Origin of the sequence: Acinetobacter colistiniresistens (assembly GCF_024582815.1) — a bacterium.
GTDB lineage: Bacteria > Pseudomonadota > Gammaproteobacteria > Pseudomonadales > Moraxellaceae > Acinetobacter.
Genome location: NZ_CP102099.1, coordinates 1,842,751 through 1,857,949, shown reverse-complemented (window position 1 = coordinate 1,857,949; position 15,199 = coordinate 1,842,751). Strand labels below are relative to the sequence as shown.

Sequence of the window (15,199 nt, the reverse complement as noted above, 5' to 3'; positions counted from 1 at the left end):
TTTTAACTCTCTTTATCTATTGGAGATGAGGAGAGCCTAAAGGCTCTCCTGAATAATGAACCCTTAGTCAATTACGCCACTGATACCGATACGTACACTTGGATCACCTTGAGATGCAGCAGCTACCCCCCCTGTGATTGACCAACGACCATTATCTGCAGTTTTACGTAAGGTGACGCCGACTGCATTTTCACCACCATGATAAGAAGCACCTGCTGAGTAAGTATATTTACCTGCAATGTATGGCGCTGCTTCCAGTGCCATTGCCGCAGCAATACCTGCATTGGCCTTTTTCTCTACATCATCAATACGTTGATTAGTCGAGTAGAAGGCTTGTTCAAGACGATTACTTACATTGTCAATTTTGCTATTCAATGCCTGATCTGCCTTATTCAATGCATCAACTGCTCCACCCACATTGTTATAGTCCTTACCGCCTACGTTATACGTTGGATTGGTAAAGCTATTGGTAATGTTGTCATAACCAGCACCGCCACCTAAGAACTCAACAACTTTTTGATTTGTTGCATTTAATTGAGAGCCATTGATTGCATCTGTAGATGTTTTATTGATTGCACCATCTTTAACACCAGTGACAACACGATTACCATCGGTACCAGCAACATTAACTTTAGTACCGCCAGTATCTTTGGCAACGGTAACTTCAGCACTACTATTTGCCTGTTTAACCAGACCCACCGTACCATTATTAATATCATTTTTAATGTTATTAATATTATTGGTATTGTTAGTAATTTGCCCTTGCAAATCATCTCTGATTTGCGCAACTTGCCCACCATTCACCGCATCTTTAGAGCCTTGAGCAATATTACCGTCTTTCACATTGGTAATGGTTGTTCCATTAGTACCACCCAGTGTGATCTTGTCTTTTGATGCATCGTCGTATTTCACTGCATTATTGGAAAGCTCATTCACATTGTTATTCACATTGCTAATTGCACTATCCAATTGGCCCTTGTTCACGGCATCTGTTGCATTGGTACCCGCTGCAACATTGCTGATCTGTTTATTCCCAGCATTGATCCCTTGGGTCGTGACACTTGGACCACCTGCAATGATTAAACCAGTATTGTTCAACACAACTGCATTGTTACCGATGTTGATTCCAGCATTATTCAGAACCGTATTGCCTGCTGTCACAGAATCAACCGTTAAGTCTTTGGCTGTAGCAACCTCATAGTTATCTGAACCGTCTGCATTCTTGCTCTTATTCACAACAATATTCTGACCATTGGTCACCGTCGTTTTAGAGGTTGTTCCTACCGTGCCAATGGCTTTGTCGAGTGCCGTTAATGCATCACCAACATTAGTCTGTTTCCCTTGAGCCACATTATAAGTCGGTCCGGTAATGGTGCCATCGGCATTGACCGTAGCATTACCACCCAAGCTATTCACAAGTGTGTTCTGTGTAGTTACAACTTGATTGCCTACCGCTTTCAATTGTGCAACGTTCACGGCATCTGCATCTGCACTACCTGCCGCAACACCTGTGATCTGGCGATAAATTCCATTTGCAGCATCACCAACTGCAACCGCACCTGTCGTTGATGTCGTCTTATCAATGGCCGCTTTGTCTGCGCCTGTCACAGCGGACAATGCATAACCTGCAACACCAGCACCAGTTGTTGCAGCAGAACCACTCCCTAATACAACTGAGCCAGCCACTGTTTTGGTCACATTGTTACCAAGTACAAAGGTATCATCTGTCAGTACCTGATTGTTATTACCTACAGAATAACTGTTTGCACCATCCACAATCGTTGGATCACCAATCGCACCTGAGTGATCACCTTTCACTTTGTTACCCGTACCAATACTGATAGATTGCAGGCCTGTTGCTTCGGCGCCTTTACCAATTGCAATAGACTCTTTGCCTCCAGCTTTACTGCTGTGACCTAAAGCCACTGCACTGTCTGCGCCTGTTGAAACAATTGCATTTACGCCAATCGCTGTAGAGTTGAGACCACCAGCACTTGAGTCATTGGTTGCCCCTAGATCACCTTTTGAGGTATCGGCATTGGTATGGAAGAACTTAATCCCGTCGGTATTCATCTTCTGAACCGTTTGTCCAATCGTCAGGCGATCTGTGGTTTCTTGGCCTTGCTTATCGTAGGTTAAGAACAATGAATCTTGGTTTTTGTTGTCTGGTTTGGTATTTACAATTTGGTCAATGATATTGACTTTGTTGCCATTACCATCAACAACTTCAGTGATATTGCTACTGATTGCAACTTTCAATTGCTCTTCAGTTGCCGCTCTGCCTTTGGTTGCAAAATCACTGGCTGTAATGTCTTTATTGCTCAGGCCTTCAATGGTATTGCTTGCCTTATCAACCACTACACTGCCTACAGTGACTTTATCGAAGTTCACGTCTTTTGCAGTCGCGACTTGATAGTTGCTTGAACCATCAGCATTGGTCGTTGGGGTTACAACCACGTTATCACCCGCTGTAACGGTTGTTTTCGCTTTGGTTGCAGCATCTTTAACGCTGGTGATTGCACCATCAATGGTGTTCGAACCTGTGCCACCAATGTTACTGGTCGTGATCGCACCTGTGGTTGCATCAATTGTAGTTGAACCACCAATTGCATTCTTGACGCTATCCGCGACACCGTGTAACTGGCTGCCGTTGATTGCATCAGTCGAAGTTGAGTTTACCGCACCTGCTTTCACGTTAGTGATCGTTGTGCCACCTACTCCAGCTAATGTGATTTTGTCTTTGGTCGTTGGGTCATCGTATTTAACCGCTGCATCATCCAAACCACCTAACTTGCTATCCACTGCTGCCAATTGATCTTCTGTCGCTGCCTGACCTGATACCGCTGTACCGTTCCAAGTCTTGTTACTTAAACCGTTAATCGTATTGGTCGCTTTATCAACCACCACACTGCCTACAGTCACTTTATCGAAATTCACGTCTTTTGCAGTCGCGACTTGATAGTTGCTTGAGCCATCGGCATTGGTTGTTGGGGTTACAACCACGTTATCACCCGCTGTAATGGTTGTTTTCGCTTTGGTTGCAGCATCTTTAACGCTGGTGATTGCACCATCAATGGTGTTCGAACCGGTACCACCAATGTTACTGGTGGTGATTGCACCTGTGGTTGCATCAATCGTGGTTGAACCACCAATTGCATTCTTCACGCTATCCGCGACGCCGTGTAACTGGCTGCCATTGATTGCATCGGTTGAAGTTGAATTGACTGCACCCGCTTTCACATTGGTGATCGTGGTGCCGCCAGTACCCGCTAAAGTCACTTTGTCTTTCGTTGCAGGATCATCATATTTAACCGCTGCATCATCCAAGTTGCCCAACTTGCCATCAACTGCTGCCAATTGATCTTCTGTCGCTGCCTGGCCTGAGACTGCTGTACCGTTCCAGGTCTTGTTACTTAAGCCGTTAATCGTATTGGTCGCTTTATCAACCACCACACTGCCTACAGTCACTTTATCGAAGTTCACGTCTTTTGCAGTCGCGACTTGATAGTTGCTTGAGCCATCAGCATTGGTTGTTGGGGTTACAACCACGTTATCACCCGCTGTAACGGTTGTTTTTGCTTTGGTTGCAGCATCTTTAACACTGGTGATTGCACCATCAATGGTGTTCGAGCCGGTACCACCAATGTTACTGGTGGTGATCGCACCTGTGGTTGCATCAATCGTGGTTGAGCCACCAATTGCATTCTTGACGCTGTCTGCGACACCGTGTAACTGGCTGCCATTGATTGCATCAGTTGAGCTTGAATTGACCGCACCCGCTTTCACATTGGTCAAGGTCACTGGTGTGGTAGAGCCTGCTCCACCCAAGGTCACTTTGTCTTTGGTTAATGGGTTGTCGTATTTAACCGCTGCATCATCTGTTGCTTTTTGTGCATCGCTGACCGCTTGCAATTGATCCTCAGTCGCCGCTTGACCTGAGACTGCTGTACCGTTCCAAGTCTTGTTGCTTAAACCGTTAATCGTATTGGTCGCTTTATCAACCACCACACTGCCTACAGTCACTTTATCGAAGTTCACGTCTTTTGCAGTCGCGACTTGATAGTTGCTTGAGCCATCGGCATTGGTTGTTGGAGTAACAACAACGTTGTCTCCAGCTGTAACAGTTGTTTTTGCTTTGGTTGCGGCATCTTTGACGCTGGTGATCGCACCATCAATGGTGTTCGAACCTGTGCCACCAATGTTGCTGGTGGTGATTGCACCTGTGGTTGCATCAATCGTAGTTGAACCACCAATCGCATTCTTGACGCTGTCCGCGACGCCGTGTAACTGGCTACCGTTGATTGCATCTGTTGAAGTTGAATTGACTGCACCCGCTTTCACATTGGTCAAGGTCACTGGTGTGGTAGAGCCTGCTCCACCCAAGGTCACTTTGTCTTTGGTTAATGGGTTGTCGTATTTAACCGCTGCATCATCTGTTGCTTTTTGTGCATCGCTGACCGCTTGCAATTGATCCTCAGTCGCCGCTTGACCTGAGACTGCTGTACCGTTCCAAGTCTTGTTGCTTAAACCGTTAATCGTATTGGTCGCTTTATCAACCACCACACTGCCTACAGTCACTTTATCGAAGTTCACGTCTTTTGCAGTCGCGACTTGATAGTTGCTTGAGCCATCGGCATTGGTTGTTGGAGTAACAACAACGTTGTCTCCAGCAGTAACAGTTGTTTTCGCTTTGGTTGCGGCATCTTTAACGCTGGTGATTGCACCATCAATGGTGTTCGAACCTGTGCCACCAATGTTGCTGGTGGTGATCGCACCCGTCGTTGCATCAATCGTCGTGTTGCCACCAATGGCACTCTTAACACTGTCTGCAACACCGTGTAATTGACTGCCGTTGATTGCATCAGTCGAAGTCGAGTTCACCGCACCAGCTTTAACATTAGTAATGGTGGTGCCACCTGCGCCCGCTAAAGTCACTTTGTCTTTGGTTGCAGGGTCATCATATTTAACCGCTGCATCGTCCAAGTTACCCAACTTGCCATCAACTGCTGCCAATTGATCTTCAGTTGCTGCCTGACCTGATACCGCTGTGCCGTTCCAAGTCGTGTTGCTTAAACCACCAATGGTATTGGTCGTGCCATCAATCTTAACTTTAGTTGCACCACTGCCCACATTGATTGCATCTTTGACATTAACGGTATCACCTAAACCAAGCTGGACACCATCTGCTGTCGTGGTACTGGTGATGCTACCATCCGTTGAACCTTTAACATTCAGCGTATCGCCTAATGCAAATTGGTTACTGCTGGTACCATTACCAAACTTAATCCCTTTGTCCGCTGTCGCTTGTGCTGCATCTGCTGCATTTTGCGCAGTGGTTACATTCTGATTCGTTGTGAATAATTGGCCACCATTCACCGCATCTGTTGATGCTGCTGAACTGATATCACCTGCTTTCACATTAGTGATCGTGGTGCCACCTGCACCTGCAAGCGTGATCTTGTCTTTGGTTGCAGGGTCATCATATTTAACCGCTGCATCGTCCAAGTTACCCAACTTGCCATCAACTGCTGCCAATTGATCTTCGGTTGCCGCTTGACCTGATACTGCTGTGCCGTTCCAAGTCGTGTTGCTTAAGCCACCAATGGTATTGGTCGTACCATCAATCTTAACTTTGGTTGCACCGCTGCCCACATTGATTGCATCTTTAACATTCAGCGTATCGCCTAAGCCCAGTTGTACACCGCCTGCAACTGTCGTGCTGGTGATGTTGCTGTCGCCTTTAACGTTGATATCACTACCCAAGGCATAGTTGTTCTTGCCTGTTGTGCCACCAAAGTTGATGCCTTTGTCCGCTGTTGCTTTAACGCTGGTGATCGCACCATCAATCGTGTTCGAACCTGTGCCACCAATGTTACTTGTGGTGATTGCACCCGTCGTTGCATCAATCGTCGTGTTGCCACCAATGGCACTCTTAACGCTGTCTGCAACACCGTGTAATTGACTGCCGTTGATTGCATCAGTCGAAGTTGAGTTCACCGCACCAGCTTTAACATTAGTAATGGTGGTGCCACCTGCGCCTGCTAAAGTCACTTTGTCTTTAGTTGCAGGGTCATCATATTTAACCGCTGCATCGTCCAAGTTACCGAGCTTGCCATCCACTGCTGCTAATTGATCTTCAGTTGCTGCCTGACCTGATACCGCTGTGCCGTTCCAAGTCGTGTTGCTTAAACCACCAATAGTATTGGTTGTGCCATCAATCTTAACTTTAGTTGCACCACTGCCCACATTGATTGCATCTTTGACATTAACGGTATCACCTAAACCAAGCTGGACACCATCTGCTGTCGTGGTACTGGTGATGCTACCATCCGTTGAACCTTTAACATTCAGCGTATCGCCTAATGCAAATTGGTTACTGCTGGTACCATTACCAAACTTAATCCCTTTGTCCGCTGTCGCTTGTGCTGCATCTGCTGCATTTTGCGCAGTGGTTACATTCTGATTCGTTGTGAATAATTGGCCACCATTCACCGCATCTGTTGATGCTGCTGAACTGATATCTCCAGCTTTAACATTGGTAATGGTGGTGCCACCTGCGCCCGCTAAAGTCACTTTGTCTTTGGTTGCAGGGTCATCATATTTAACCGCTGCATCGTCCAAGTTACCCAACTTGCCATCAACTGCTGCCAATTGATCTTCGGTTGCTGCCTGACCTGATACTGCTGTGCCGTTCCAAGTCGTGTTGCTTAAGCCACCAATGGTATTGGTCGTGCCATCAATCTTAACTTTGGTTGCACCGCTGCCCACATTGATTGCATCTTTAACATTCAACGTATCGCCTAAGCCCAGTTGTACACCGCCTGCAACTGTCGTGCTGGTGATGTTGCTGTCGCCTTTAACGTTGATATCACTACCCAAGGCATAGTTGTTCTTGCCTGTTGTGCCACCAAAGTTGATGCCTTTGTCCGCTGTTGCTTTAACGCTGGTGATCGCACCATCAATCGTGTTCGAACCTGTGCCACCAATGTTACTTGTGGTGATTGCACCCGTCGTTGCATCAATCGTCGTGTTGCCACCAATGGCACTCTTAACACTGTCTGCAACACCGTGTAATTGACTGCCGTTGATTGCATCAGTCGAAGTCGAGTTCACCGCACCAGCTTTAACATTGGTAATGGTGGTGCCACCTGCGCCCGCTAAAGTCACTTTGTCTTTGGTTGCAGGGTCATCATATTTAACCGCTGCATCGTCCAAGTTACCCAACTTGCCATCAACTGCTGCCAATTGATCTTCAGTTGCTGCCTGACCTGATACCGCTGTGCCGTTCCAAGTCGTGTTGCTTAAACCACCAATAGTATTGGTTGTGCCATCAATCTTAACTTTAGTTGCACCACTGCCCACATTGATTGCATCTTTGACATTAACGGTATCACCTAAACCAAGCTGGACACCATCTGCTGTCGTGGTACTGGTGATGCTACCATCCGTTGAACCTTTAACATTCAGCGTATCGCCTAATGCAAATTGGTTACTGCTGGTACCATTACCAAACTTAATCCCTTTGTCCGCTGTCGCTTGTGCTGCATCTGCTGCATTTTGCGCAGTGGTTACATTCTGATTCGTTGTGAATAATTGGCCACCATTCACCGCATCTGTTGATGCTGCTGAACTGATATCTCCAGCTTTAACATTGGTAATGGTGGTGCCACCTGCGCCCGCTAAAGTCACTTTGTCTTTGGTTGCAGGGTCATCATATTTAACCGCTGCATCGTCCAAGTTACCCAACTTGCCATCAACTGCTGCCAATTGATCTTCGGTTGCTGCCTGACCTGATACTGCTGTGCCGTTCCAAGTCGTGTTGCTTAAGCCACCAATGGTATTGGTCGTGCCATCAATCTTAACTTTGGTTGCACCGCTGCCCACATTGATTGCATCTTTAACATTCAACGTATCGCCTAAGCCCAGTTGTACACCGCCTGCAACTGTCGTGCTGGTGATGTTGCTGTCGCCTTTAACGTTGATATCACTACCCAAGGCATAGTTGTTCTTGCCTGTTGTGCCACCAAAGTTGATGCCTTTGTCCGCTGTTGCTTTAACGCTGGTGATCGCACCATCAATCGTGTTCGAACCTGTGCCACCAATGTTACTTGTGGTGATTGCACCCGTCGTTGCATCAATCGTCGTGTTGCCACCAATGGCACTCTTAACACTGTCTGCAACACCGTGTAATTGACTGCCGTTGATTGCATCAGTCGAAGTCGAGTTCACCGCACCAGCTTTAACATTGGTAATGGTGGTGCCACCTGCGCCCGCTAAAGTCACTTTGTCTTTGGTTGCAGGGTCATCATATTTAACCGCTGCATCGTCCAAGTTACCCAACTTGCCATCAACTGCTGCCAATTGATCTTCAGTTGCTGCCTGACCTGATACCGCTGTGCCGTTCCAAGTCGTGTTGCTTAAACCACCAATAGTATTGGTTGTGCCATCAATCTTAACTTTAGTTGCACCACTGCCCACATTGATTGCATCTTTGACATTAACGGTATCACCTAAACCAAGCTGGACACCATCTGCTGTCGTGGTACTGGTGATGCTACCATCCGTTGAACCTTTAACATTCAGCGTATCGCCTAATGCAAATTGGTTACTGCTGGTACCATTACCAAACTTAATCCCTTTGTCCGCTGTCGCTTGTGCTGCATCTGCTGCATTTTGCGCAGTGGTTACATTCTGATTCGTTGTGAATAATTGGCCACCATTCACCGCATCTGTTGATGCTGCTGAACTGATATCTCCAGCTTTAACATTGGTAATGGTGGTGCCACCTGCGCCCGCTAAAGTCACTTTGTCTTTGGTTGCAGGGTCATCATATTTAACCGCTGCATCGTCCAAGTTACCCAACTTGCCATCAACTGCTGCCAATTGATCTTCGGTTGCTGCCTGACCTGATACTGCTGTGCCGTTCCAAGTCGTGTTGCTTAAGCCACCAATGGTATTGGTCGTGCCATCAATCTTAACTTTGGTTGCACCGCTGCCCACATTGATTGCATCTTTAACATTCAACGTATCGCCTAAGCCCAGTTGTACACCGCCTGCAACTGTCGTGCTGGTGATGTTGCTGTCGCCTTTAACGTTGATATCACTACCCAAGGCATAGTTGTTCTTGCCTGTTGTGCCACCAAAGTTGATGCCTTTGTCCGCTGTTGCTTTAACGCTGGTGATCGCACCATCAATCGTGTTCGAACCTGTGCCACCAATGTTACTTGTGGTGATTGCACCCGTCGTTGCATCAATCGTCGTGTTGCCACCAATGGCACTCTTAACACTGTCTGCAACACCGTGTAATTGACTGCCGTTGATTGCATCAGTCGAAGTCGAGTTCACCGCACCAGCTTTAACATTGGTAATGGTGGTGCCACCTGCGCCCGCTAAAGTCACTTTGTCTTTGGTTGCAGGGTCATCATATTTAACCGCTGCATCGTCCAAGTTACCCAACTTGCCATCAACTGCTGCCAATTGATCTTCGGTTGCTGCCTGACCTGATACTGCTGTGCCGTTCCAAGTCGTGTTGCTTAAGCCACCAATGGTATTGGTCGTGCCATCAATCTTAACTTTGGTTGCACCGCTGCCCACATTGATTGCATCTTTAACATTCAACGTATCGCCTAAGCCCAGTTGTACACCGCCTGCAACTGTCGTGCTGGTGATGTTGCTGTCGCCTTTAACGTTGATATCACTACCCAAGGCATAGTTGTTCTTGCCTGTTGTGCCACCAAAGTTGATGCCTTTGTCCGCTGTTGCTTTAACGCTGGTGATCGCACCATCAATCGTGTTCGAACCTGTGCCACCAATGTTACTTGTGGTGATTGCACCCGTCGTTGCATCAATCGTCGTGTTGCCACCAATGGCACTCTTAACACTGTCTGCAACACCGTGTAATTGACTGCCGTTGATTGCATCAGTCGAAGTCGAGTTCACCGCACCAGCTTTAACATTGGTAATGGTGGTGCCACCTGCGCCCGCTAAAGTCACTTTGTCTTTGGTTGCAGGGTCATCATATTTAACCGCTGCATCGTCCAAGTTACCCAACTTGCCATCAACTGCTGCCAATTGATCTTCAGTTGCTGCCTGACCTGATACCGCTGTGCCGTTCCAAGTCGTGTTGCTTAAACCACCAATAGTATTGGTTGTGCCATCAATCTTAACTTTAGTTGCACCACTGCCCACATTGATTGCATCTTTGACATTAACGGTATCACCTAAACCAAGCTGGACACCATCTGCTGTCGTGGTACTGGTGATGCTACCATCCGTTGAACCTTTAACATTCAGCGTATCGCCTAATGCAAATTGGTTACTGCTGGTACCATTACCAAACTTAATCCCTTTGTCCGCTGTCGCTTGTGCTGCATCTGCTGCATTTTGCGCAGTGGTTACATTCTGATTCGTTGTGAATAATTGGCCACCATTCACCGCATCTGTTGATGCTGCTGAACTGATATCTCCAGCTTTAACATTGGTAATGGTGGTTCCACCTGCACCTGCAAGCGTGATCTTGTCTTTGGTTGCAGGGTCATCATATTTAACCGCTGCATCGTCCAAGTTACCCAACTTGCCATCAACTGCTGCCAATTGATCTTCGGTTGCTGCCTGACCTGATACTGCTGTGCCGTTCCAAGTCGTGTTGCTTAAGCCACCAATGGTATTGGTTGTGCCATCAATCTTAACTTTGGTTGCACCGCTGCCCACATTGATTGCATCTTTAACATTCAACGTATCGCCTAAGCCCAGTTGTACACCGCCTGCAACTGTCGTGCTGGTGATGTTGCTGTCGCCTTTAACGTTGATATCACTACCCAAGGCATAGTTGTTCTTGCCTGTCGTGCCACCAAAGTTGATGCCTTTGTCTGCTGTTGTTTTAGCTGCGTCTGCTGTGCTTTTTACACTCGTGATCGCACCATCAATGGTGTTCGAGCTTGTGCCACCAATGTTACTTGTGGTGATTGCACCCGTCGTTGCATCAATGGTCGTGTTGCCGCCAATTGCGGTCTTAACACTGTCCGCTACGCCTTGTAACTGACCACCATTCACCGCATCTTTAGAACCAGATGTTATCGCGCCATTCGCAACATTGCTGATCTTGTTGTTACCCGCATTGATGCCTGTAGAACTGATGCTTGGACTATTCGCAATCGCTGTACCTGTGCCATCAACAAACTTGACACCATCTTTACTTATATTAATGCCACCAGCCGCATCTTTAATAACTAAACCACTGTTATCTAATTTACTATTCCCAGTGGTAACAGAAGTAAAGTTAGGGTTATCGCTGGTTGCAACGGTGATATCCTTACCATTTTGCGTAATTGCAACATTCTTACCTGCAATAAACTTCACTTCTTGGTCTGGGGAAACCTGCGTTGAAGCATTACCTGATACGGTTCCACCAGTTATAGCGCCAGTGTTAACTTTCCAACCTTTATTTGCATTACTTGCAACATCACTTACGATTTTTAATTGGTCTTCTGTTGCTGCTTGACCAGATGTGGCTGTACCACTCCAAGCCTTATTCGTTAATCCGCTAACTGTACCTGTTGTACCATTAATCGTTACAGGGTTCGTTCCGGCACCACTACCGATGGTAATGTTGTTCGCTAGGCCAAGTTGAACACCGCCTGCAACTGTTGTGCTGGTGATGTTACCGTCGCCTTTAACATTAATATCACTGCCCAACGCATAGTTGTTCTTGCCTGTTGTGCCACCAAAGTTGATGCCTTTATCTGCTGTTGTTTTAGCTGCGTCTGCTGTGCTTTTTACACTCGTGATCGCACCATCAATGGTGTTCGAGCTTGTGCCACCAATGTTACTTGTGGTGATTGCACCCGTCGTTGCATCAATGGTCGTGTTGCCGCCAATTGCGGTCTTAACACTATCCGCTACGCCTTGTAACTGACCACCATTCACCGCATCTTTAGAACCAGATGTTATCGCGCCATTCGCAACATTACTGATCTTATTGTTACCCGCATTGATGCCTGTAGAACTGATGCTTGGACTATTCGCAATCGCTGTACCTGTGCCATCAACAAACTTGACACCATCTTTACTTATATTAATGCCACCAGCCGCATCTTTAATAACTAAACCACTGTTATCTAATTTACTATTCCCAGTGGTAACAGAAGTAAAGTTAGGGTTATCGCTGGTTGCAACGGTGATATCCTTACCATTTTGCGTAATTGCAACATTCTTACCTGCAATAAACTTCACTTCTTGGTCTGGGGAAACCTGCGTTGAAGCATTACCTGATACGGTTCCACCAGTTATAGCGCCAGTGTTAACTTTCCAACCTTTATTTGCATTACTTGCAACATCACTTACGATTTTTAATTGGTCTTCTGTTGCTGCTTGACCAGATGTGGCTGTACCACTCCAAGCCTTATTCGTTAATCCGCTAACTGTACCTGTTGTACCATTAATCGTTACAGGGTTCGTTCCGGCACCACTACCGATGGTAATGTTGTTCGCTAGGCCAAGTTGAACACCGCCTGCAACTGTTGTGCTGGTGATGTTACCGTCGCCTTTAACATTAATATCACTGCCCAACGCATAGTTGTTCTTGCCTGTTGTGCCACCAAAGTTGATGCCTTTATCTGCTGTTGTTTTAGCTGCGTCTGCTGTGCTTTTTACACTCGTGATCGCACCATCAATGGTGTTCGAGCTTGTGCCACCAATGTTACTTGTGGTGATTGCACCCGTCGTTGCATCAATGGTCGTGTTGCCGCCAATTGCGGTCTTAACACTATCCGCTACGCCTTGTAACTGACCACCATTCACCGCATCTTTAGAACCAGATGTTATCGCGCCATTCGCAACATTACTGATCTTATTGTTACCCGCATTGATGCCTGTCTTACTGATACTTGGACTATTGGTAACAGGTGTTGTTCCATCTGCCTGTACAAAACTCAAACCATTGTTGTTAATAACTGTACCACCAGCATTAACACTATCAAATTTTACAGAGTCTGCTGTTGCAACAGTAATGCTAGTTCCTGTCCGAGAAAGCTTAATATTTTTGCCATCAATAAATTTAACTTCTGCGTCTTTACCTACGACTGCAGCAGTATCCGAATTGGTGTTTAACTTCCATGTCTGATTTTCTAAGCTAGTTGTACGATTATCAATATTCGTAATAGCATCACCAACATTCGTTTTTGTAGTACCACCTACATTATAAGTTGGGGTTGTAACTGCCCCCGTCGTTGAATTATAAGTTGAACCACCACCTAAAGCAGCAGCAGTATCAGCACCTTGCTTATCTGTTATTACTTTGAATTGTTTTAATTGCGCAACTGTTACGCCATCAGAGTCTACGGCACCATCTGCCAAATTAGTTAGACGACGTTTAACATTGTTAGTGCCATCACCAACTGAAATTGTTCCTTGTGTTGTTGCCCCTACATTTGTTAAAAATGAAGAGCCTGTTTGTGCGGAAGCAACTGATTTTTGCCCTAATGCAATACTATTATCACCTGTGACTTTTGCCTCTGCTCCAATAGCAACACCTGACGTAACACTACTACCAGCTCCTCGCCCAATAGATACAGCATCCGTTTTTGTTGCAATAGAACCACTACCAATTGCAACAGAACCTTCTCCACTTGCTAACGATGTACTACCTATAGCCAAGGCATTATTTGCTAGTGCAGCTGTTGCAGTACCAATAGCAATCGCACGCTGTCCTAATGTGACTGACCCGCCGTGTCCTAAAGATTGATATAATGCATTCGCTTGTTCAGCGGTTAAAGTTTGTCCGTTGTATGATCCACCAGTAATCGCACCAACTGTACCTGTCGTTGCATTACCAGTTCCAGCAGCCTGATTAATTGTTATTGCAACACCATCCACTGTTCCAGTTAGCGTACCGGCAGTCCCTCCTAGGGTATCTTTTACTGTATTAGAACCATTAAAAACTCGAGAACCGACCGTTTTATTAGTTATTGTACCTTGCCCTAAAGACGTTGCTAATTGAATAGGTGCATTTGTACCGCTTGTAACATTCGTTGCACCATTACCAATAGATAAACTTTGTTGTCCCAATGCGGCACCACGGACACCAACCACTGCTGCACCTTGTTCTGTTGCACCAGAGAAGGCCCCTATAGTCATCCCTTCATCTTTTAACGATTGAGAACCACCACCAAAAGCAATTGCGTCCCGCCCAGATGCTTTCGTTTGCCCAACAGTTTGATATGCTGCCCCAGCTTGGCCAGCAACTACAGAAGCATTATCAATATCAGGTGAACCAATCGCAATACCACGATAACCTGTAGCTGTTGCTGAATGGCCAATAGCAAGAGCACCAGTTCCTGTTGCTGCAGCTACATTACCTATAGCTTGAGCATAATCTGCAGTTGCAGCAGATTGACGACCAATTGATAAAGATGTATTTCCTGTCGATAAAGCCGCGGCACCTATTGCTACTGCAGCAACATTATTTGCAGTTGCGTATGTCCCTATAGCAGTAGCTAATCCCTGATTTGCATTTCCAGCAGAAGCACCTGTACCAATCGCAGTATTACCACCAGATGTAGTATCAAAAGTTACTCTGCTGTTACTAGTACTAGTATTATATGGATTGGATCTATCCGCAATTACAGAGTCCTTTGCTCCAGCAATACTAGAACATCCTATTGCTACTCCATTTGTAGTAGTCGCAGATGCTGTACAAGTATTAATATTGGTAATATTAGACCCACTTTTAGTCGGGGTTCCACTAACCTCAGTACCTGCATAAACCCAATTAGGGGCAACAATAGTAATTACTGCTAATGATAAAGTCTTTAAATTTATTGTTTCGGAATGACTCTTCTCATTAGACTCTTCTACAGTCGAAATTCCCCCAACCTTCCCGTTACTACCTTTTACTTTTCCCTTAGCAAGTTCCGAAACCGCTACCCAAGCACCCAATGAGGCGTTCCATACAACCTTATAAACCTTATTCATAATATTTTTCCAAACGCAGATAAAAGTTACAACGTGTTCACTTATGTGTACAAGTCTGTCTATTAAATAAAGAAATGTAATTTATTACTATTAAAATAACTTTTTAAAATGAGATGTAAATCACATTAGTACATGTTGTACATCTATCAATTCACCAATTTAAATTAAAATTTTAATTTTTATTTCTAAAATTAAATATTACAAATCAATAGTTAATTTTTAACTACAA

Annotated in this window: 1 pseudogene; it reads right to left on the bottom strand. The window is 45.7% G+C overall.

Annotation, left to right across the window (positions count from 1 at the left end):
• Window positions 1-63: 63 nt before the first annotated feature.
• Window positions 64-14,958: pseudogene (locus NQU59_RS08745) on the bottom strand (ESPR-type extended signal peptide-containing protein); the annotation flags it as partial.
• Window positions 14,959-15,199 lie beyond the last annotated feature (241 nt).